We start from the raw sequence: 19,388 nt of genomic DNA, 5'->3' as shown, positions 1-19,388 counted from the left end.
CTTAGGGGCCTTCGCTGAGGATCGCGAGAACGCGCGTCTCCGGTCCCAGCGACAGCCCGGCAAGCAGAGCCGCCAGCCCGGCGCCGCCCGAAGGCGTCGTGGCCAGCCCGTGCGCGGCGAGGATATCGACGCCGGACTGCGCCTCGGCTTCGGTGATCGTGGCGAAGCGATCCGCATCGCGCGACAAACCCGCCAGCGCCACCATCGACGGTGTCTTGCAATCGAGCCGCCCCATCGCAGAGACCGGCCCTTGCGTGGTCACCAGATGGCCTGCGCGAATGCTCTCGACCAGCGCGGGGGCCGCGTCGGGTTCGACCACGATGATCTGAGGCGCATCGCCCCAGACCATCCGCGCATGAGCCGCGACGGCTGCCGCGAGACCACCAACGCCCGCCTGCAGCAGAATATGGGTGGGCGGCGCTTGGATCTGCGCGACGGCCTCCGCCGCAAGCTGGGTGTAACCCTCCATCACCCGCAGCGGCAGATCGACATAGCCCTCCCACGAGCTGTCCGACAAAAGCGTCCAGCCATTCTCGGCAGCCGCCTGCTCGGCGGCTTGCATGCTGGCCTCGTATTCCGCACCCGCCCGGACGACCTCCGCCCCGCGTGCCTCCAACCGCGCGGCGAAGGCCTCAGGCACGGTCTCGGCCAGATAGATGATCGCGCGGGCGCCGAATATCCGCGCTCCTGCCGCGACTGACAGGCCATGATTGCCTGCGCTGGCCGCGACATAGGTCTCGCCGGCGAGAGCTGTCTGAAGATCGTCGCTCTCCGCTCGCGCCGCAGCCTCCCGGGCGATCGCATGGACCGCACCCAGCGCTTTGAAGCTGCCAAGCCCCATGCGCTCACGCTCGTCCTTGATCCAGACCTCACCGACCCCGGCAAGCCGCGCGATCTCGGGCGCCGCGCGCAGCGGGGTCTCGTGATGTGCCGGACAGCGCGCAAGCAGACTGGCCACGCCCGACGCATCGGCAATTGGCATGACGCCGTCCGGGTCGAGCCCGTCGCCGCGCCAAGGGTTCTCTATAGTGATCGGCATGTCGGACCCTCGCTGCGATGGAACCAAGCCCATAAGGCAACGAGACGTCGACGCACGCAATGGCCTTTTCGGAAAGGCCATTGCGCGACATCGTGAGACCCGTCAGTCGGCCTCTTTCACCGCCGAAAGGAATTGCTGCGTGCGCTCTTTCTGCGGGTTGCCGAAGAGATCCTCGGGGGCGCCCTGCTCCTCGATCTTGCCGTCGTAGAAGAAGCAGACCCGATCCGAGATGTCCTTCGCGAAGCCCATCTGGTGCGTCACCATCAGCATTGTCAGATTGTGCTTCTCCACCAGCGAGCGGATCACGTTGGTCACCTCGCCGATCACCTCCGGGTCGAGCGCGGAGGTCACCTCGTCGAACAGCATCACCTTGGGCCGCATCGCCAGCGCGCGTGCGATCGCGACGCGCTGCTGTTGACCGCCCGAGAGCCGCGAGGGGTGCTGGTCGCGCTTGTCGGACATGCCGACGAGTTCCAGCAGTTCCTCGGCCCGTTCGCGCGCCTCGGCCTTCTTCATGCCCAGCACCTGCACCGGGCCCTCCATGCAGTTCTCCAGCGCGGTCATGTGCGGGAAAAGGTTGAAATGCTGGAAACACATGCCGATCTGGCTGCGCGCCTTGCGCAGATACTTGCGGTCCGCGGGCACCAGCTTCCCGTTCTTCTCCATATGGGTCAGCGGCTTGCCGTCCACGTAGATCACGCCCTCGTTGATCGTCTCGAGCGTCATCAGCATCCGCAGCACGGTCGTCTTGCCCGAGCCGGAGGGGCCGATGATCGTGACCATTTCCCCCTCGGCCACATCGAGATCGAGCTGGTCGAGCACCACCAGATCGCCATAGCGCTTGGTGACTTTCAGGAACCGCACCATCGGCACGTCGTCGCCCGTCAGTTCGAGCGGATAGTTCGAAAGATCTTCCATCATTTCAATCCGAGTTTACGCCGCACGCGATCCTCGAAGACGCGGATCAGGGCAGCGGTGGGAAGCGAGATGGCGAGGAAGATAACCCCCACCAGCGTATAGGGTTCGAGATAGCGATAGCTCGACGAGCCGATCGCGTTCGCTGTGTGCATCAGTTCGGCCACCCCGATCACCGAGAGCATCGGCGTGTCCTTGAAGATCCCCACGAGGTAGTTGCCCATCCCCGCCAGCGCGGGCGGGATGGCCTGTGGGATCACGATCCGCCAATAGGTATCGCGGGTCGACATGTTCAGCGCGGTGCAAGCCTCCCATTGGCCCTTCGGCACCGCGTCGAGACCGCCGCGATAGACCTCCGACAGGTAGGCCGAATAGTGCAGACCGATCGCGATCATGCCCGCCGTCCACGGCCCCAGCTTCAGGCCGAATTGCGGACCGACGTAATAGACGAAGAAGATTTGCAGGATCAGCGGGGTCGAGCGGATGAACTCGATGAATTCGCGAACGACCTTGGTCAGCGCCCAGTAGGGCGTCCGCTGCGCCAGCGCGAAGACCATGCCCAGCACAACCGCGATCGCATAGCCCAGCCCCGCCGCCATCAGCGTGTTGAGCGTCGCATGCATCAGCTTGGGCAGGATTTCCCAAGTGAATTCCCAGTTCCAGTTGAACCCCATGGATCAGGCCCTCCCCAGCTTGCGCCGCATGACCAGCTCGAGCCAGCGCATGAACGGCGTCACGATGAAGCGCGCGAAGATGTAGTACACGATCAGTGCCGTCCCGAAGGTCTGCGCCGAGAGGAAGGTCGAGCCATTGATCTGCTTCGCCTCGAACATCAGGTCCGACACGGAGATCAGCGCGACCAGCGCGGTGTTCTTCAGCAGTTCGATCAGCAGGTTGCCCCACGGCGGCAGCATGTTGACGAACGCCTGCGGCAGGATGATCCGCCACATCCGCTTCATCGGGCTCATCGACAGCGCATAGGCCGCCTCCCATTGCCCTTTCGGCACGGATTGGATGCCGCCGCGCACCAGCTCGGCGCCGTATGCCCCGAGGTTCATCCCCACCGCGACGAAGCCCGCGGTGAATTTCGGCAGCGTCAGCCCGAACAGCGGCAGCACGAAGAAGATCCAGTAGAGCTGGACCAGCAGCGAGGTGCCGCGGAAAATTTCGATATAAACGACGGCGATGCCCCGGATCAGCCCGTTGCGCGAGAGCTTCATCAGCCCTGCGACGAGCGCGATGACGATCGCCAGAGCGGAGGCCAGAAAGAACTGCCCCGCCGTTACGAGCGTGCCGTCCCAGAAGCGCGGCCCGTACTCTTTCAAGAATTCTATGTAGCTCATTCCCGTCCCGCCCCGGCGGTGAATGTCAAAATGGACGGGCCATGCACAGGCCCGTCCATGTCTTCAGCATTTGCGCTTAGCGCATCTTGCAGACTTCAGCCGAGGTCTTGTCGCCCGGCAGGTTGCCTTTCGAGTAGCCGTACTCGCCGACCGCTTTCATCATCGCGTCCGAACCGAGATACTTCTTCTGGGCTTCGTTGAACTTGTCGACGAAGTCCTGATCCGCTTTGCGGAAGCCGATGCCGACCCAGTTCTGGGTCCATTCAGGCAGCTGGCTCACGTCCGACACCTCGACCGCGCCGTCCGATTGATCGGCAAGGTTCTGCGCGGTGAAGTAGGTCACGCCACCTGCATCCGCGCGGCCCGCTTTCACGGCGGCGAGGATTTCGGTCGGGCCCGGCACGGTCATCACGTTGCTATCCGGGATACCGCCCTTCTTGGCGGACTCCACCTGGTTATAGCCCGCGCCCGTCACGAAGGTCGCGCCAGCCTTGGCGATCTGTTCGTAGTTGTTCAGGTTCTTCGGGTTGCCCTTGGGCACGATGAACGCATCGCCGACTTTCGCCATCGGCTCAGAGAAGGCGACGTTCTGGCAGCGCGAGTTGAGGATGTAGAGACCGCCGGTGACCATGTCGAAGCGGTTCGCGTTGAGGCCCGGGATCAACCCGCCCCAATCGGTCACGACGGGGGTGATGTTGTCATAGCCCATCTCGTGGAGCACACCCAGAACATAGGCGTTGACGAAGCCCAGCGGCTTGTTGTTTTCGCCCGGATAGGCCCACGGAACTTCGTTCGCGAAGCCGATGCGGATCGGCTCGCCCGAATTGATACGGTCCATCAGGGGGCCAGCGAGTGCGGCGCTTGCGCTCAGCGCGATGCCGATGCCGGCGGCGGCGACAGATTTCAAGATCGATTTCATGCGTCTCTCCCGTTGGTTCTTGTTGACGGGAAGCCCAAGCCTCCCGCGATTGATGTACACAACACCTATGAGTTTCTCCGGAGTGTCAAGCAGATCGCATTGATTATACTGGGGCAAAAAGCAGATGTCGTAGACCGATAAAGAGCTAAACGCATATGTTGTGCACCAATGCCGGAGCTTTGAGCATTGAACGCGCATGTGTGTGCGCCGGTTCCGCCGAAGGCCGTCGTTTCGTGCCGTTTGCGCCGCCCGGCTCTCCGCAATATCTGCGGCTGAAACGCCCCATGGGGGAGGACGCGGCCAAGCGGATTGACCTGCGCGCCTCCGCCGCCGATCATGGCTTTGCGCGAACAGACGACAGAACTCTATGGACGACATCTCCATGATCCCCCGGCAAACCGATCCGGAGCGGCTCCGCGCTCGCGACCGCTACGATCTCATTCACGACGAAATTCGCAGCCGCATCTGCCTGCTCGATTACCCGCCGGGAATGCGCTTGTCGGAGACCGCGCTCGCGTCAGAATTCGGCATCTCGCGGACTCCGCTGCGTCGGGTGCTGGCGCGGCTCGAGGACGAGGGGATGCTGCGCTCCATGCATGGGGTCGGCACCTTCGTCACCGATGTTGATTACACCGAGCTTGGGCAGGTCTTCCGGCTGCGGCGCGAACTCGCCGTGCTGCAGACGAGCCTCGATCCGGTGCCGCCCAGCGCCGCGCTGATCGCGCGTTTCGTCACCTTTCAGGAGCGCGGCCGCGAACTGGTCGATGCACCCACCGCCCGGGCCTTTTCGGAGCTCGACCGCGATACCTTCCTCGCCTTGTTGGAGCTGACCGCGAATGCACCGCTCCGGACGATGTCGGCGGCGCTGTATTTCCGCACGGCGCGGATCTGGCTACAGCAGGTCACGGCTTCGCAGATCGACCTGATGCAGGAGATCGAGATCTACAACAACGAGCTGCGCGACATGCTCCGCGCGCTGCGGCTCGGCGATCTCGACGCGCTCGGCCATATGAGGCGCGGCCACATCTCGATGAGCTTCGCGCGGATGCCGGCATTGGTCAAAGCGTCCTGACGGATCGCGCCCTTTCACTGCGACGTGACGCGGGCGAAGGAAACCGGGCAGACGGTCCGGGGTTCGGGTTCTGAAGGCCAGCCCGACAGGACCGCCAATGCTGAAACGATTGCTCGAACGCCATCGCGCGCCCCATCGCCTGCCGGAACTTCCGAGCCTTCGGCAAGTTCTGGCGACGACGGCGGGTAGCTTCCTCGGCATCGCCATCCTTGCCGGGCTCACCCGTCACGCCGGGGTCGACCTGCTGATGGCGCCCTTCGGCGCCACCTGTGTGCTGCTCTTCGCGACGCCCGACACGGCGCTCGCCCAACCGCGCAACGTCATCGGCGGGCATGTTCTCGCAAGCGCCATCGGGCTTGCGGCGCAGCACCTTGCCGATCCGCACGGGGCGATCGGTCCGGCAGCCGTGGTGACGATCGCCATCGTCGCGATGCAACTGACCCGCACAGTCCACGCACCCGCAGGGGCCGATCCGCTGGTCATCCTTCTCAAGGGCCACACGCTCGGCTGGAGCTTTCTTCTGACGCCGGTGCTGACGGGCGCAGTGATCCTCGTGCTTCTGGCCTACTTCGTGAACAATGCGCGCAACACCGAGAAATGGCCCCGCTACTGGATCTGAGCGGCGCGAGAGCACACGCACGCACACGGTTTTTTCAAGGAACTGGGGGGCGGCGCGTCCGTTCGATCCCTGAGAGGGGCGCGATATATCTCCGGGGCGACGCCCGGAAAACCGTCAAAGGACAGGCATTGCATGACCGAACGCACCGATCCCGATTCCGGCACATCCTCGAAGACCCAGCCCGACCCGAACAGTCCGCCGCTACGCTTTCTGGAGGGCCGGCGCGGCTATCTCCCGATTTCCGATTACGCGGTGATCGGGGATACGCGCACGGCGGCGCTGGTGGCCCGGGACGGCGCGATCGACTGGTTCTGCGGGCCGGATTTCGACGGCGACCCGCTCTTCGGGCGGCTGCTCGACCAGTTTCGCGGCGGGACCTTCTATGTCGGTCCGGTGCCGGATCCAGATCGTCAGACGACCGCCCGACGCGTCTATGAAGATTACGGCCCGATCCTGACCACCACCCACGCGTCCGAGGCGGGCGGCCTCAAGGTCACCGACTTCATGAACCTGCCGGACTCGCTCGAAGAGGCGGCGAGCTTCGGGCGCTCGGTCGTGCGTCTTTTCGAGGCCCCCGAAGGCGCGGCAGACGTCGAAATCTGCATCGCCCCGCGCTGCAACTACGCGCTGAGCACACCCGAGTTCATCCGGCGCGGCCCGGGCAGCTGGCAGTTTACCCAAGACGGCGACATCATCCTGATCGACAGCTCGATAGAACTGGAGATCGAAGGCTCCGGCCGGTTGAACGGGCGCGGTACCCTCGCCACCGGGGAACGCGGCTATGTTACCCTCACCGTCACGCAAGGCGGGCACGGCCATGTCGGCGGAATGCAGGCGGCGCAAGAGGCGCTCGCCGCAACTCGTGAGGCTTGGCGCAAGCGGCAGTCCAAGACGGATTTCGGCGACGGGCCTTTCTCCGGAGCTCTCAAACGCTCGCTACTGGCGCTGCAGCTTCTGATCCACGCCCCCACCGGCGCAGTGATCGCCTCGCCGACGATGGGGCTGCCGGAAGTGATCGGCGGCATCCGCAATTACGACTACCGCTATTGCTGGCTTCGCGACGCCTATTTCGTGCTGCACGCTTTTCTCGATCAGGGCCTCACCGACGAGGCCGACGCCTTCTTCCGCTGGCTGATGGCGGCAACACGCGAAACGGCGCCGGAACTTGGGACGCTCTACACGGTGCGGGGCGACAGCAACGTCTCGATCTCGAGCTTGCAGACGCTCGAGGGCTATCGCCGCTCGGCCCCGGTGCAGCTGGGTAACGGCGCGGCGACACAGCTGCAACTCGACGCCTATGGCTCGATGATCATGGCCGCGCGCGCCTATGTCGAGGCCGGCGGCGAGCTGCATCCGGGCGAAGGCATCCGGCTCGCGAATTTCGCCGATGTCGTGGTCTCGCAATGGACACGCCCCGATAACGGAATCTGGGAAATGCCCAATCCGCGCCGACACCACACTTATTCCAAGGCGATGTGCTGGGGCGCGCTGGATGGGGTGATCTCGCTGGCCGAGAACGGCGTGATCAATGCCGACACGCGGCTGTGGAAGGCGGAGCGCGCCGCGATCGAAGCCCTGATCCGGGAAGAGGCCTGGAACGAGGAGATCGGCGCTTTCACCGGTGCGATCGGCGAGGAATGGCTCGATTCGAGCGTTTTGCTGATGCCGCGTATCGGGGTGATCCCCGCAGACGACCCGAAGATGGCGGCGACCTACACCGCGATCCGTGAGCGGCTTGGCACGGGCGTTCATCTGCGGCGCTACGACGCGCAGGAAGACGGGATGCCCGGCATCGAGGGCCATTTCAACGTCTGCGGGTTCTGGGCCGCCGACTACCTCGTGAGGGCCGGGCGGCTTGATGACGCGCGGACCCAGATCGAGGGGATGCTGAAGGCCACGACCGATCTCGGACTGATGTCGGAAGAGCACGACCCGGAGAGCGGCGCGCAGCTTGGCAACTTCCCGCAAGGGCTGTCCCATGCCGGGATGATCGCGGCGATTACCGCGTATCGGGGCGCGGTGAAGGACTGATCTCGCTGCCACCTACACAAGAACAAAAACGCGCGCCACCGGGGCGCGCGTTTCTCGTTTCCTTGTCGCGACCGTCAGGCCCGCTGACGGGAGACCGCGAAGATCGCTCCCAGCATCAGCCCGGCGACGAGCGCCGCGCCGCCGCCCGCGACCAGCCGCGAGCCGCCATGCTCGGACAGCGCCATCGCGGGGGAACTGTCGCTCGCCTCGTCGGAGAAGCGCCCCCGCGCCGCCCAGTCACCGTCGACGCTGTCATAGAGATTGTCGGCCCGATCAGGATCGGCAGCCTCGCCCGTCTGCTGCCCGGACACCGCCGTGCGCGCGAGGTAGAGATCGCCCAGTTCCGGCGCGAGCTTCTCCGACAGGATCGCCTTCACCGCCGAGAAGCCCAGCCAGTATTCCCGCTTCGGATGGTAGGCCGCGTGATGAATGCCGTCGGCGATCAGCTCCGGCTCGAAGACCGGCGCGACCGGGCGCGGGCGGTTCGGCAGCTTGCTGCGGGCCCAGTCGAATTGCGGCGTATTGACCGCCGGCAGATGGCAGACGGTGATCTTCACGTCGGAATTCTCGTGGATCAGCTCGGTGCGCAGGCTGTCGGTGAAGCCCACGATGGCCGCCTTCGCCGCGCAATAGGCCGACTGCAGCGGCACCGCACGATAGGCGAGCGCCGAGCCCGTCTGCACGATCGTGCCCCAGCCCTGCTGGCGGAACCGCTTCAGCGCAGAGAGCGTGCCGTTGACCGTCCCGAGATAAGTCACTTCGGTCACGCGGCGATACTCTTCCGGGGTCATCTGCGACACAGGCGAGAGTACCGTCACCATCGCGACGTTGATCCAGACGTCGATCGGACCGAAGGCACTTTCAGCGGCGACCGCCGCGGCCTCGACCGCATCGGCATCTGCGACGTCGAGCGGCTGCACGAGCGCCTCGCCGCCCTTCTCGCGAATTTCCTGCGCCGCCGTCTCGAGCCGCGCCTTGTTGCGGGCTATCAGGGTGATGCGGTTGCCCTTGGCAGCGAAGCGGCGAGCGACGGCGCGCCCCACGCCCGCGGATGCGCCGGTAATCACGATATTCGTCATGTGCGGCTCCTTCGTTGTGAACGGTTTCGTCAGTCTGTCTCAGAGGAAGAACCGGCACGGGCGAGATCGGGTTGCAGGAGCGCGACTTCACATTCTGGTGCGTTGCGGCGGGCATCGCCTGCGCAATCGCCTGCGCAAAGGCACATGCGGCAAAGGAAAAAGGCGACCCCGTCTGCCGGGACCGCCTTTCTCGAGAAATGGCTTTGAACGGGCCGTTACGCCGCGAGCGTCTCCGTCGAGGAGAAGAACATCGCCTGGCTGACCGCCGACTGCACCTGGCTCTCGGTGTAGGGCTTGGTGATCAGGAAGGCCGGTTCGGGCCGCTCGCCGGTCAGCAGGCGCTCCGGGAAGGCGGTGATGAAGACCACGGGCAATTCGTTGCCGAACTGCGCGAGAATGTCGTTCACCGCATCGATCCCCGAGGAATTGTCCGCCAGCTGGATGTCGGCGAGGATCAGGTCCGGTTTGTCGGTCGCGGCAAGCTCCACAGCCTCGGTGCGGGTGCGGGCGATGCCGGTGATCTGGTGGCCCATATCCTCGACGATGGCGCGAATATCCATTGCGATGATCGCTTCGTCCTCGATGATCATCACTTTACCCGCGACGGACGTTTCCATCTCGCGGATCGCGATGTCGATCAGTTCTTTCGCCTCTTCGGCATCGACCTGCATGATCGTGCCGATTTCCTCGATGCGGAACCCTTCGATCGAATGCAGCAGAAGCGCCTCACGGGTGTTCGGCGTCAGCGTCGACATGTGATCCTGCGCGCGGGCCGAAAGCCGGTTGTCCGGCTCCCCCAGCGGCGCCCCCGCGGAGGCCCATACCAGGTGGAAGGCGTGGAACAATGCGAGCTTCGGATCGTTGTTCTCGAAAGGCGACGTATCTTCGAGTATGGCCTCGAGCGTAGCCGCGGCGTAACGGTCGCCGCTGTCCTGGCTGCCGGTAAGCGCTCGGGCATAACGCCGTAAATACGGCAGGTTGGCTCCGATGGTGCCGGCGATGTCTTCGGACATGAAAACCCCCTTTTGCGTTTTTTCGGGAACCAAACTCTCTGGCCCCGCGTTCGGTTCCGTGCAAAATGAGTGGGATCGAAACCGGATGTATAGTGATATGGCAGACGAAAAGCCTAAGTCCAGTATCAGGGACCAGATCAATCAAAACCTGAAGAAGGTTTACGAGGAGGCGCTTCAGGAAGAAGTGCCGGATCGGTTCAAGGATTTGCTGGCGCAACTCAAGGCGAAGGAGGGCGGAAAATGACTTCGCCCTCCAACACCAATTCGTCGAAAGCCAATGCCTCCAGCGAAGCCCGCGATCCGCGTGAGGAGCTGCCCGATCACCTCGGGGCCCTGCGTGCCTTCGCGCTGTCGCTGACCCGGAACTCGGCCTCGGCCGACGACCTCGTGCAGGACACGATCGTCAAGGCGTGGTCGAATATCGAAAAGTTCGAACGCGGCACCAATCTGCGCGCATGGCTCTTCACGATCCTGCGCAACACCTTCTATTCGGACCGTCGCAAGCGCAAGCGCGAGGTCGCTGACCCTGAAGGGATTCACGCCGCATCGCTCTATGAGAAACCTGCGCATGACGGACGTCTCGCGATGAATGATTTCGTCGAGGCCTTCGATCAGCTCAGCCCGGAACATCGCGAGGTGCTGACCCTCGTCGGCGCATCTGGCTTCTCTTACGAAGAAGCTGCCGGCATGATGGGCGTCGCCGTGGGCACGGTGAAAAGCCGCGCCAACCGCGCACGCGCCCGGCTTGCGGAAATGCTCGGGCTCGAGGAAGGTGAAGATATCCTGTCCGGCACAGATCGAAATTCCCTCGCCGTGATGGGCAAATCCGGAGTTGCCGCCGCATGAATTCGGAAGCCGCGAAAGCGGCAGACGACGAGCACTACAGTGATCACGCCCCGTTCCGAGCCAGGAAACGGGGCGTCATTCCGTTTTTCGACGGGCTTGGCGTGCGCCTCGCCTTCATGTTGGCGGTTGCTCTCTTCCCTCTGCTGATCATCGCCGTGCTGCAATCGACCTCGGTCGTGCGCGAAGCGCAGGCGCGGTCCGAAGCCGCCCTCATGGGCGAGACGATGCGCGCCGTCGCCGGTGAGACGCGGGTGATCCAGCACGCGCAGGACGCCGCGCGCGTCCTCGCCAGCACGGTCCAGCCGCTCGTGGGCAATGCCGAGGCCTGCTCGAACTGGATGCGGCAGATCTCAGGGGCCTTTCCGGAGTTCTCGCTCGTCTCCTTCATCCCAGACAGCGGCAAGATGACCTGCTCGAATTCGGGCAAGAGTTACGACTTCAAGAACCAGGACGTCTTCGAGAAGATGCTGACTGCGGACCGCACCAGCTTCTACGTCAACCGCGATGCGCCGGTGTCGGGTACCTCCGTGCTCGGCGTGGCCCATCCGGTCTACAACGCGGCGGGCGATCATATCGGGATCATCGCGATCTCGATGAGCCACTCCTCGCTCTCGCTGGCCAAGGATGGACCGAAGCTCGCCGATGACCGGCCGCTGGTGATCATGACCTTCGACCGCGAAGGCACGATCCTGACCTCCTCGGACGGGCTATCGAACACCCAGTCGCACCTGCCGGTGGACCGCTCTCTGAAACTGCTGGCGGGCAATGGCGCGGTGACTTTCTCGGGGGACTCCAACCTCGGAATAGAACGGGTCTATTCCGTCGTCGAACTGGTGCCCAACCAGCTCTACGCGCTTGGCAGCTGGCCTGCACAGGCGGCCTCGGCGCTTAGTCCCTTCGCTGATATTTCGCCTGTGCTGTTCCCAGCCCTGATGTGGATGGCGAGCCTGCTGGTCGCCTACTTCGCAATGCAGAAGCTGGTGATCGGCCATGTCCGCAAACTGTCGAGTGCGATCTCCAGCTTCGCCACCGGCAGCCGGATCGTGGGCAATCTCAACCTGTCGACCGCACCGTCAGAAATCCGCGACCTCGCCGAGGCCTATGACCGGATGACAGAAACCATCCTGCATGACGAGGCCGAGCTCGAGGACATGGTGCACCACAAGGAAGTGCTGCTCCGCGAGGTCCACCATCGGGTGAAGAACAACCTCCAACTCATCGCCTCGATCATCAACATGCAGATGCGGCAGGCGCGCACGCCCGAAGCCAAGGGGCTTATGAAATCGCTCCAGGAGCGGGTCATCTCGCTCGCCACGATCCACCGCGGCCTCTACCAGACCTCAGGCCTCACCGACATTCAGGCGCAGGAACTGCTGCCCGACATCGTGCGCCAGATCACCCGGCTCGCGACCGGGCCGGGCCGCCATATCGCGGTCGATTGCAATATCGACGACATCCACCTGACCCCCGATCAGGCTGTGCCCCTCTCGCTTCTGCTGACCGAAGCGATGACAAACGCGATGAAATACGCCTCTGCCCGCGATGGCAAACCGCAGCTCGACATCTCGCTGCGCAGACTCGAAGGGATGCAGGCGCGGCTCTGCGTGCGCAATACCGTCGATAGGGATGCCCCGCCGCTGGAGGCCGTCGAAGGCACCGGGCTCGGTTCGCAACTGCTGAACGCCTTCGTGCAGCAGCTGGGCGGCTCGATCGAGATTCAGACCGACGAAGACGAGTATATGCTCAGCGCCGCGTTCGCACTGCGCCCCCTCGTCGAGAGCGAATTGCGTCACGAAGAACGCTTGAAATCCGAGACGCCCGAAACAGTTTCTGATGAGAGCCATTGAATGAGATACCAGCCGCGGCGACCACAGGTCACCCTCGCGGCCGTTCAACCCAACGAGCCGCATGGAACGTCTTAAACAAGCCGGAGTTCACGCCGAGAGCCGCGTAAAGCTGCTTTTGACCGCAGCAGAGGCCTATCCCGTACTCGAGGATGCCTTTCTCGACGCGCGTCATTCCATTCATTGCTCCTTCCGCGTCTTCGATCTCAACACCACACTGAAATCCGACCGCGGGCGCGCGATCGGCAAGACATGGTTCGACCTGATCATTCACATGCTGAAGCGCGGCGTGAGGATACAGATCGACCTGACCGATTTCGATCCCTGCGCAAAGCCGGATCTTCACCGGATGACATGGTCGTCGATCCGCATGTTCTGCGCCGCGCGCGAACTGGCGGGCGGTCCCAAGGCGAAGCTGAAATTGCGCGCGCTGATGCACCCGGCACAATCGGGCATCGTGCCGCGTACGATCTTCTGGCCCTATGTCTATCACAAGCTCGGGCAGCACACGTCGTGGCTCAACGACATGGACGAGGCCAAGCGGCTGACCGCGATGCGCGACATGCCGGGGCTGCGGGAATATCTTGAGGCCGGATCGGATTGCAAAATCCGCCGCAAGTTCGTCGCGACGCCGCCGAAGCTGTTCCCGGCGACACACCACCAGAAGCTCGCCGTGTTCGACGACAAGAAGCTCTATATCGGCGGGCTGGATCTCGACAACCGGCGCTTCGACACCCCCGTGCACGAGCGCGACGGCGAGATGACATGGCACGATGTGCAGCTCATGATGACCGGCCCCGTCGTCGCCGAGGCGAAGGCCCATCTCGAGAGCTTCCACGAAAGCTGCTCCGGCGAAAACCGCGCCAAGCCGCCGCGTCGCCTGCTGCGCACCCTGTCGCAGCGGCGCAAATTCGCGACCTTCCGCATCGGGCCGAAATTCTATCGGACCGAGATCGAGAACGCGCATGAGATGCTGATCGCGCGGGCGCAGAAGCTGATCTATCTCGAGAGCCAGTTCTTCCGCTCGCGCACTCTGGCGCACCACCTGGCCCGGGCGGCGCGGGAGAACCCCAATCTCAACCTGATCCTGATCCTGCCCGCCGCGCCCGAAACGCTGATGCTGGCCGATCGCCCGACCAGCGACGTGCGCTATGGCGAATATCTTCAGGTGCGCGCGCTGGATACGCTCCGCGAAGCCTTCGGCAATCGCCTGTTCATCGGCTGCCCGGCAGAGCCCTGCCTTGCCGACCCCGGTGATGAGGGGGCGCTGCGCACCGGCGGCGCGCCGCTGATCTACGTCCATGCGAAGGTCTCGATTTTCGACGAGGACGCCGCGCTGATCACCTCCGCCAATCTCAACGCGCGGTCGCTGCATTGGGACAGCGAGGCGGGTGTCTATCTACGCCGCAACGACGGCATCCCGGCCATGCGTCGCCGCCTGATGCGCCATTGGCTGCCGCCCGCGCCCGAAGAGGCTTTCTTCGACCCGACGCGGGCAGTCTCTGCCTGGGCGGAGCTGGCCCGCGCGAATGCCACGAAAGCCCCCGAGGATCGCGAGGGCTTCGTGCTCCCCTATGACGTGGAGGCCGCGCGCAAGATCGCGCGCAAACTGCCGTTCATTCCGGAAGAAATGGTCTGATCCGTCGCCGCGACCCGCCGGTTCAGTCGGCTTCGAGCTTCTGCTCCGGCTCGGATTTCGGGTCGGGCAAGCTGTTCGTCAGCACCAGCGCCCAAAGCAGCAGCGGGATCGCCACGATCCCGCCCAGCGGCCCCCAGAGCCAGATCCCGAAGGTCAGCGACAGGAACACCAGAAGCGGATTGAGGCGCATCTGCCGCCCGATCGCGGCAGGGGTCACGAACTGGGCTTCGGTCGCGTTCAGCACGATATAGATCAGCGGCGGCAGGATCACGCGCACCCCGTCGAACGTGGCCACGCCTGCGAATCCTAGCGCGATGATGAGCGCCGCGGGGCCGAGATAAAGGATGTAGTTGATGAGGAAGGCCACAAGCCCCCAAAGCGGCGCGTTCGGGAGCCCGATCAGCTGCATCGCGACGCCGACCGCCAGCCCGAGACCGCCATTGACCACTGTGATCGTGAGGAAGTAGCGCGACACCCGTGTCTCCGCCTTGCGCAACCGTGCAGCCGTAGCGCCGCGGCTCGAAGGCTCCGCGAGGTGCTTCGCGATCCAGTTGTAGATCTCGCCGCGCGAAAGCTGGAAGAAGAACAGCGCCCCGACATAGATCAGCGCCTGTGCGATGATGGACGGCGCCAGCATCACGAGATCCTTGGCATCCGGCACGGCGCTCTTGTCGCCATTGCCGCCGCCATCCTTGGCGCCATCCGTCGCCGGCGTGATCGCGTCGCTGACCTCTTTCGAGGCGTCCTGGATGCCTTGGAACATGTGGCGCATATGAATGATGGTGGAGCGCATGTCGTCCATCACCTTCGGCGCCTGTCGCATCAGTTCGGAGACGACCGGCTGGATCACGAGGACCAGCAGCACGGCGATCATCAGCGAGATCACGAGCGAGGTAAGCGCCCCCCAGACAGGCGACAGACCTCTTTTCTCCCATGCATCGGAAATCGGTGAAAGCACGATCCCCACGACGAGCGCGAGCACGACGGGCGCGAGTAGGCTTTCCACCTGGCTCAACGCAGCCACGACAGCGATTACAGCGATCACGATCATGGCGATGCGCGACAGGGTCTCCAGGCGATGCATTTCGAGAATTACTTCCCTCTTGGTTTCGCGATCTAACGCCGTCGGACGATAGCGGGTTCCCTGTTTTTGTGCTGCCGTGCAGAGGAACATCGCCCCCGGCGAAACGTTGATGAAAGACGCCTGAACCCGCGTCTTCATCTTGAAAGGAGCGACGCCATGAATTGGGATCAAATAAAAGGCAACTGGAACGAAATGAAGGGCAAGGCCCGCGAGAACTGGGGCGAATTGACCGACGACGAACTTCAGGAGGCCGCAGGTCATCGCGAGCAGATGGTCGGCCTGATCCAGAAGAAATACGGCAAGACCAAGGAAGACGCCGAGCGCGAAGTCGACACCTGGTCCAGCTCGATCTGATCTTCAGAAACAGACCCTGTTTCAGCGTAAAACATGCAAACCGGCGCCGTAGAGATCGCGGCGCCGGTTTTCTTTTGGGTGTCGGTCTCGCATCCCCACCGATAACCGCGCAAAGAAAAAGGCCGGGCGCGATGCCCGGCCTTTCTGCATACTGCCCCACCGTTCAGTGGGTGGCCTTCGAACTCGACGACGACGCGCTGCCCCCGCCGGTCGAGCCGGCGCCGGACGAGCCGGAACCAGTCGACGAGGTGCTCGACGAAGAGGACGAAGAATGGTTCGCCTTCACCTTCTCGGCCGCTTCGTGGGTCTTCGCCTCGGCCTTGGACGCCACATCCTCGGCTTTTGCCCGCGCGGCATCCTTGGCTTCTTGGGCTCCGGCGCGGACCTCGTCTTCGCCTTTCTGCAGCGACTGACCGACATCGCGCAGCGCGCGATTGGCTTCCTCCGCCAACTGGCGCGAGAGGCGGTCGATCAGCTGCTCTCCGGCAGCCATCGCCTGATCGCCGAAATCGCGTGCGGCGCTGCGCGCCTCGTCACCGGCCGAGCTCATCACCGAGCGGGCGGTCCGCTTCAGTTCATCGGTGAACTGGTCGGCCACCTTGCCCGCACGACGCTTCTCGTCGCGGTACAGACGCTCTGCCTCGTTGAACAGGCGGTTGGCGCGCGGCCCGAAGCTGCGGCGGCTGACATTGACGTCCGGCTTGGGCACCGCGTTGAAGATCGCGGCCCCGACGGCGAAGCCGATGGCGGCAGCGATCAGCGGGTGATCCTTGACCATCTGCTTGCTGGTCGACCCGGCATGGGTCGCCCCGTCCTGCAGGCGAATCCGGGCGGAATAGGCTCTTTCGCGGGCCCGCACCACGCGATCGCGCGCATCCTCGTTGAGGTCGCTCAGACCCGAGGACAGCGTGTTGCGCAGGTCGCTCGCGAATTTCTGCATCACCTCGGAGCGCTCCTTGACGAAGTCGCGCGCCTTGTCGGTCGAGCTGCGCTGCTCGGCTTCGAGATCTTCGAGACGGACCGAGGCGTCATGGCGCAGCGTGTCGATCTCGTCGATCCAGCCGTCGGCACCCGCGTCGCTCGGCATCACGAGCGGATCGGCATCGGCCACCAGATCTTCTTCCTCGATGCTCTCCGAGTTGCGCTGGCGCAGCAGGAACCATGCGATACCGGCGCCGGCGAGGGCGAAGGCCACCGGATTCTTGCGCACGGCCTGTTCGGCGCTGCGGGCGGCAGGCGCGGCGTAATCGCGCACGGCCTGCGACACCTGCTCGGAGAGGTAATCCGGCGCGATACGCGCGGTCAGGTCGCCGAGCGTCGATGCGAGATCGGCGCGGTCTTGGCGCAGTCGGTTCTCGATGTCCTGAATGGTTCTCTTCTCGGTCATTTGAAGCTCTCCTTTAGCGCCTGCGCGTCAGCAGACAGGTTTTCCTTGAGACGGGTGGGCGGGCTCGACACTTTGCGCAGCTTCGACGCGGCGATCAGCGCCGCGAGGATGGCGAGGATCAGTAGCACCGCGCCGACGATCAGCGTCGCGGGGCCCCGATCGAGGCCGGCCCATTCCAGCCCGTAGATGGCGGATTGCGTCAGGGGGAAGATCGCGCCGAGGGCGAAAACCAGGGCGACCCCACCGAGAATCGCGGCATTGCGTGCCAGACCAGCCCGGTGGGCCGCTTCAGCGCGCACCAATTCCGCTTCGGTCCGTGCGATCTCGCGCGTTTGCTCGATCACGCGGTTCAGCAAATCGCTCACCGTCCCGCGGCCCTCGTGGCCGTCAGAATTCTCGGTATCGTGGTAATTCATCGACCTCTCCCAAACATGTCGCGACTTCTCGCCGCGATTTCTGTGGTTCCAACGCGGGTTGCGGAATGCGGTTCCGTGACGGCCGCTGCCTCCACCACCCCCGATTTCGTCATTTCGAAGCGCGCGGCCCGGCCACCAGCCAGATCAGGAAACCGATCAGAGGCAGGAAGAAGACAAGAAGCGCCCAGAGCACTTTCTTCCCGGTGCTGGAATTCGACCCGATGATCGAAACGAGCGCCCAGATATCGAGTGCCAGTAGGACGATACCCCAAAAGCCACCGAGGCCAGTCATATTCATTTCCATGTCGCCATCTCCCTTTTTCGTGAGCTCATGAATCGCGCCCCAAACGCCGGAAAGCGTTGGATGTTCCTCGGAATCACTGACCCAGGGTAATGGAACTTTCGTGAAATGCGCACGTTTGGATGCCATGAAGGCGCAGCACTCAGCGCTAATGTACGCAACATCCGAAGGAGAATACCCATGCTTGGTTGGGCTCTGACTTTTCTCGTTATTGCGCTGATTGCCGCAGCGCTCGGTTTTGGCGGCATCGCAGGCGCATCTGCCGGGATCGCACAGATCCTCTTCGTGGTTTTCCTGATCCTGTTCGTGGTGGCCATGGTCGCCCGTGCGGTAAAAGGCAAACCGCCGGTGTAAGTGCGAAGACGCTAGGAATATTTCAGGCCGCTCCCACCGGGGGCGGCCTTTTTCATGCGCCGGGCGCCGCGCTCGCGCGCGCCTGCGTCAGCATCGCATCGAGATTGTCGGCGATGACGCGGCATATCTGCGCGGTTTCCGATTCGCCAATCTCCGTCCAGCCCATCTTTCGGCGCACGATTTCCGCGCCGAGCCGGAAATAGAGGACCTGACCACTCATCGCAAGAACCCTGAGCGCTGCGTCAGCGAGGCCCCGAAAAAGCAAGCCGCACGGGCGACCCATGCGGCTTGGCTTCTCGTGACTCGTAGGAAGCTTTGTCCCGATCAGAAGGGATCCGATCAGAACGGGAACGTCACCCGACGGGTCAGCATCAGCGAGACCGAGCTCTGTTCGCGCGAGCCCTGCTGCACGATCGGGCTGTTCGCCGCATCGCCCTGCAGGCGGTCGTAGTTCAGCTTGCCTTCCACCGCCCAATTATTGCCGAGCTGATAGGTCGCCGACAGTTCCAGACCGGTCGAGACGAGGCCGCCATCGGGCGAATAGGCTGCCAGACCGCTCGCCGTCGATTCCGACGGGCTGATGCCGAAATAGGTGCGGTTGTAGAGCCCGGAGCCATAAAAGATGCGCGGGCCGATGCTCAGCTTGAAATTGTCGGTCTTGATCGGCTTCCAATCGGCGCCGATTTCCGCGACGACGGCGTTATGCCCGACCACGCCGTAGCGCATATCCGCGAAAGCGCCCCATTGCGGCGCCTGGTAGCCAAGCCCGAGACCCAGTTCGAGCGAGGTGTCGACATCGTCGAGACCCGCGATTTCGGAATAATCGCTGGAATTGCGCCCGCCAACGAGCCGGAAGGAGCCATGCACGTTCGGGCCCAGCTTTTCGTAATTCGGATCGTCCGAGCCGAAGCGCATCCCCTGCAGCCTGAAGCTGTTAAGCTTCACCTTCGCGGTGGGCTTGGTGTCGTAGTGATCCGCGCCGAAATAGGACGGCGCATAGCGCGCGCCCGCACCGATGGTGAAGGTCACGCCACTTTCTGCCTGCGCGCTCGCCGCGGTGCAGACAGCAGCGACCGCGATGGCGGCGCTTGCGGAAAGTTGGCGGATGACTTTTGCCATGGTGGCGCTCCCGA

The 19,388-nt window shown here is 63.8% G+C and carries 22 protein-coding genes; 9 read left to right on the top strand and 13 right to left on the bottom strand.

The window, feature by feature from the left end; genetic code table 11:
* Position 1 precedes the first annotated feature (1 nt).
* The 5 genes from B6V75_RS13375 to ehuB all read right to left on the bottom strand — a co-directional run bounded on the left by B6V75_RS13375 (position 2) and on the right by ehuB (position 4,216).
* On the bottom strand, positions 2–1,039 hold the full coding sequence (locus B6V75_RS13375) for a pyridoxal-phosphate dependent enzyme (protein ID WP_088720006.1): 1,038 nt from the start codon (positions 1,037–1,039) through the stop codon (positions 2–4).
* Between the two features lie 102 nt (positions 1,040–1,141).
* Positions 1,142–1,957 (bottom strand): ectoine/hydroxyectoine ABC transporter ATP-binding protein EhuA, encoded by an 816-nt coding sequence (gene ehuA / locus B6V75_RS13370; protein ID WP_088720051.1) that lies wholly within the window; start codon positions 1,955–1,957, stop codon positions 1,142–1,144.
* Entirely contained in the window at positions 1,957–2,628 is a 672-nt protein-coding gene (gene ehuD / locus B6V75_RS13365; RefSeq protein ID WP_075776644.1) for an ectoine/hydroxyectoine ABC transporter permease subunit EhuD, read from the bottom strand. Before ehuD ends, ehuA begins: the two co-directional genes overlap by 1 nt.
* 3 nt (positions 2,629–2,631) lie before the next feature.
* Positions 2,632–3,297, bottom strand: a complete 666-nt coding sequence (gene ehuC, locus B6V75_RS13360) for an ectoine/hydroxyectoine ABC transporter permease subunit EhuC (protein WP_075776645.1) — start codon at positions 3,295–3,297, stop codon at positions 2,632–2,634.
* Positions 3,298–3,373: 76 nt separating this feature from the next.
* Positions 3,374–4,216, bottom strand: a complete 843-nt coding sequence (gene ehuB / locus B6V75_RS13355) for an ectoine/hydroxyectoine ABC transporter substrate-binding protein EhuB (protein ID WP_075776646.1) — start codon at positions 4,214–4,216, stop codon at positions 3,374–3,376.
* Between the two features lie 367 nt (positions 4,217–4,583).
* Here ehuB and B6V75_RS13350 point away from each other — a divergent pair, with 367 nt between their 5' ends.
* The 3 genes from B6V75_RS13350 to B6V75_RS13340 all read left to right on the top strand — a co-directional run bounded on the left by B6V75_RS13350 (position 4,584) and on the right by B6V75_RS13340 (position 7,938).
* Positions 4,584–5,288 (top strand): GntR family transcriptional regulator, encoded by a 705-nt coding sequence (locus B6V75_RS13350; RefSeq protein WP_233243069.1) that lies wholly within the window; start codon positions 4,584–4,586, stop codon positions 5,286–5,288.
* A 97-nt stretch (positions 5,289–5,385) separates the two neighbouring features.
* A complete protein-coding gene (locus B6V75_RS13345) occupies positions 5,386–5,907 on the top strand; it encodes an HPP family protein (RefSeq protein ID WP_088720005.1) in 522 nt (173 codons plus the stop codon).
* Between the two features lie 132 nt (positions 5,908–6,039).
* Complete coding sequence (locus tag B6V75_RS13340) at positions 6,040–7,938, top strand: glycoside hydrolase family 15 protein (RefSeq protein WP_088720004.1); 1,899 nt, start codon at positions 6,040–6,042, stop codon at positions 7,936–7,938.
* A 74-nt stretch (positions 7,939–8,012) separates the two neighbouring features.
* On the opposite strand, the gene B6V75_RS13335 is transcribed toward B6V75_RS13340, so the two are convergent.
* Together B6V75_RS13335 and B6V75_RS13330 are read right to left on the bottom strand one after the other, a co-directional pair.
* A complete protein-coding gene (locus B6V75_RS13335; RefSeq protein WP_075776648.1) occupies positions 8,013–9,017 on the bottom strand; it encodes an SDR family oxidoreductase in 1,005 nt (334 codons plus the stop codon).
* Positions 9,018–9,232: 215 nt separating this feature from the next.
* Positions 9,233–10,030, bottom strand: a complete 798-nt coding sequence (locus B6V75_RS13330; protein WP_075776649.1) for a response regulator — start codon at positions 10,028–10,030, stop codon at positions 9,233–9,235.
* 97 nt (positions 10,031–10,127) lie between these two features.
* Here B6V75_RS13330 and B6V75_RS13325 point away from each other — a divergent pair, with 97 nt between their 5' ends.
* From B6V75_RS13325 to B6V75_RS13310, 4 genes are all read left to right on the top strand, one after another.
* Positions 10,128–10,274: a NepR family anti-sigma factor gene (locus B6V75_RS13325; protein ID WP_075776759.1), complete on the top strand. Its 147-nt coding sequence runs from the start codon at positions 10,128–10,130 to the stop codon at positions 10,272–10,274.
* Positions 10,271–10,876 carry an RNA polymerase sigma factor gene (locus B6V75_RS13320; RefSeq protein ID WP_075776650.1) on the top strand — a complete coding sequence of 202 codons (606 nt, stop codon included), beginning with the start codon at positions 10,271–10,273 and terminating at the stop codon, positions 10,874–10,876. The genes B6V75_RS13325 and B6V75_RS13320 overlap by 4 nt, the downstream gene beginning before the upstream one ends.
* The gene (locus B6V75_RS13315; RefSeq protein ID WP_077701063.1) at positions 10,873–12,723 is read left to right on the top strand and encodes a sensor histidine kinase; all 1,851 of its coding nucleotides are present in this window, start codon (positions 10,873–10,875) and stop codon (positions 12,721–12,723) included. Before B6V75_RS13320 ends, B6V75_RS13315 begins: the two co-directional genes overlap by 4 nt.
* Before the next feature lie 61 nt (positions 12,724–12,784).
* Positions 12,785–14,359, top strand: coding sequence for a phospholipase D-like domain-containing protein (locus B6V75_RS13310; protein ID WP_088720003.1), 1,575 nt, complete (start codon positions 12,785–12,787; stop codon positions 14,357–14,359).
* Between the two features lie 22 nt (positions 14,360–14,381).
* On the opposite strand, the gene B6V75_RS13305 is transcribed toward B6V75_RS13310, so the two are convergent.
* The gene (locus tag B6V75_RS13305; protein WP_158275111.1) at positions 14,382–15,443 is read right to left on the bottom strand and encodes an AI-2E family transporter; all 1,062 of its coding nucleotides are present in this window, start codon (positions 15,441–15,443) and stop codon (positions 14,382–14,384) included.
* A gap of 156 nt (positions 15,444–15,599) precedes the next feature.
* On the opposite strand from B6V75_RS13305, the gene B6V75_RS13300 reads away from it, so the two are divergent.
* Positions 15,600–15,797: a CsbD family protein gene (locus B6V75_RS13300; RefSeq protein ID WP_075776653.1), complete on the top strand. Its 198-nt coding sequence runs from the start codon at positions 15,600–15,602 to the stop codon at positions 15,795–15,797.
* Between the two features lie 163 nt (positions 15,798–15,960).
* On the opposite strand, the gene B6V75_RS13295 is transcribed toward B6V75_RS13300, so the two are convergent.
* From B6V75_RS13295 to B6V75_RS13285, 3 genes are all read right to left on the bottom strand, one after another.
* Entirely contained in the window at positions 15,961–17,184 is a 1,224-nt protein-coding gene (locus B6V75_RS13295) for a hypothetical protein (protein ID WP_088720001.1), read from the bottom strand.
* Complete coding sequence (locus B6V75_RS13290; protein WP_088720000.1) at positions 17,181–17,600, bottom strand: phage holin family protein; 420 nt, start codon at positions 17,598–17,600, stop codon at positions 17,181–17,183. The genes B6V75_RS13295 and B6V75_RS13290 overlap by 4 nt, the downstream gene beginning before the upstream one ends.
* Before the next feature lie 109 nt (positions 17,601–17,709).
* Positions 17,710–17,904: a PLD nuclease N-terminal domain-containing protein gene (locus tag B6V75_RS13285; RefSeq protein WP_088719999.1), complete on the bottom strand. Its 195-nt coding sequence runs from the start codon at positions 17,902–17,904 to the stop codon at positions 17,710–17,712.
* Between the two features lie 177 nt (positions 17,905–18,081).
* On the opposite strand from B6V75_RS13285, the gene B6V75_RS13280 reads away from it, so the two are divergent.
* Positions 18,082–18,255: a DUF1328 domain-containing protein gene (locus B6V75_RS13280; protein ID WP_075776656.1), complete on the top strand. Its 174-nt coding sequence runs from the start codon at positions 18,082–18,084 to the stop codon at positions 18,253–18,255.
* A 52-nt stretch (positions 18,256–18,307) separates the two neighbouring features.
* Here B6V75_RS13280 and B6V75_RS13275 read toward each other — a convergent pair whose 3' ends face one another.
* The gene (locus B6V75_RS13275; RefSeq protein WP_088719998.1) at positions 18,308–18,538 is read right to left on the bottom strand and encodes a CerR family C-terminal domain-containing protein; all 231 of its coding nucleotides are present in this window, start codon (positions 18,536–18,538) and stop codon (positions 18,308–18,310) included.
* Positions 18,539–18,594: 56 nt separating this feature from the next.
* Entirely contained in the window at positions 18,595–19,374 is a 780-nt protein-coding gene (locus B6V75_RS13270) for a MipA/OmpV family protein (RefSeq protein ID WP_088719997.1), read from the bottom strand.
* Between the last annotated feature and the right edge of the window lie 14 nt (positions 19,375–19,388).

Origin of the sequence: Thioclava sp. F1Mire-8, assembly GCF_002213165.1 — a bacterium.
GTDB classification, from domain to species: domain Bacteria; phylum Pseudomonadota; class Alphaproteobacteria; order Rhodobacterales; family Rhodobacteraceae; genus Thioclava; species Thioclava nitratireducens.
The sequence above is the reverse complement of the archived record's forward strand: the minus strand, read 5'-3'. Positions and strand labels throughout refer to the sequence as shown.

Bases quoted from the DNA above. Each gene is read 5' to 3' on its own strand.
- B6V75_RS13340 (WP_088720004.1), top strand. From the start codon at position 6,040: ATGACCGAACGCACCGATCCCGATTCCGGCACATCCTCGAAGACCCAG.
- B6V75_RS13325 (WP_075776759.1), top strand. From the start codon at position 10,128: ATGGCAGACGAAAAGCCTAAGTCCAGTATCAGGGACCAGATCAATCAA.
- B6V75_RS13270 (WP_088719997.1), bottom strand. From the start codon at position 19,374: ATGGCAAAAGTCATCCGCCAACTTTCCGCAAGCGCCGCCATCGCGGTC.
- B6V75_RS13310 (WP_088720003.1), top strand. From the start codon at position 12,785: ATGGAACGTCTTAAACAAGCCGGAGTTCACGCCGAGAGCCGCGTAAAG.
- B6V75_RS13375 (WP_088720006.1), bottom strand. From the start codon at position 1,039: ATGCCGATCACTATAGAGAACCCTTGGCGCGGCGACGGGCTCGACCCG.
- B6V75_RS13280 (WP_075776656.1), top strand. From the start codon at position 18,082: ATGCTTGGTTGGGCTCTGACTTTTCTCGTTATTGCGCTGATTGCCGCA.
- B6V75_RS13320 (WP_075776650.1), top strand. From the start codon at position 10,271: ATGACTTCGCCCTCCAACACCAATTCGTCGAAAGCCAATGCCTCCAGC.
- ehuB (WP_075776646.1), bottom strand. From the start codon at position 4,216: ATGAAATCGATCTTGAAATCTGTCGCCGCCGCCGGCATCGGCATCGCG.
- B6V75_RS13295 (WP_088720001.1), bottom strand. From the start codon at position 17,184: ATGACCGAGAAGAGAACCATTCAGGACATCGAGAACCGACTGCGCCAA.
- B6V75_RS13345 (WP_088720005.1), top strand. From the start codon at position 5,386: ATGCTGAAACGATTGCTCGAACGCCATCGCGCGCCCCATCGCCTGCCG.
- B6V75_RS13290 (WP_088720000.1), bottom strand. From the start codon at position 17,600: ATGAATTACCACGATACCGAGAATTCTGACGGCCACGAGGGCCGCGGG.
- B6V75_RS13315 (WP_077701063.1), top strand. From the start codon at position 10,873: ATGAATTCGGAAGCCGCGAAAGCGGCAGACGACGAGCACTACAGTGAT.
- B6V75_RS13275 (WP_088719998.1), bottom strand. From the start codon at position 18,538: ATGGGTCGCCCGTGCGGCTTGCTTTTTCGGGGCCTCGCTGACGCAGCG.
- ehuC (WP_075776645.1), bottom strand. From the start codon at position 3,297: ATGAGCTACATAGAATTCTTGAAAGAGTACGGGCCGCGCTTCTGGGAC.
- B6V75_RS13305 (WP_158275111.1), bottom strand. From the start codon at position 15,443: ATGCATCGCCTGGAGACCCTGTCGCGCATCGCCATGATCGTGATCGCT.
- ehuA (WP_088720051.1), bottom strand. From the start codon at position 1,957: ATGGAAGATCTTTCGAACTATCCGCTCGAACTGACGGGCGACGACGTG.
- B6V75_RS13335 (WP_075776648.1), bottom strand. From the start codon at position 9,017: ATGACGAATATCGTGATTACCGGCGCATCCGCGGGCGTGGGGCGCGCC.
- B6V75_RS13350 (WP_233243069.1), top strand. From the start codon at position 4,584: ATGGACGACATCTCCATGATCCCCCGGCAAACCGATCCGGAGCGGCTC.
- B6V75_RS13330 (WP_075776649.1), bottom strand. From the start codon at position 10,030: ATGTCCGAAGACATCGCCGGCACCATCGGAGCCAACCTGCCGTATTTA.
- B6V75_RS13300 (WP_075776653.1), top strand. From the start codon at position 15,600: ATGAATTGGGATCAAATAAAAGGCAACTGGAACGAAATGAAGGGCAAG.
- B6V75_RS13285 (WP_088719999.1), bottom strand. From the start codon at position 17,904: ATGGAAATGAATATGACTGGCCTCGGTGGCTTTTGGGGTATCGTCCTA.
- ehuD (WP_075776644.1), bottom strand. From the start codon at position 2,628: ATGGGGTTCAACTGGAACTGGGAATTCACTTGGGAAATCCTGCCCAAG.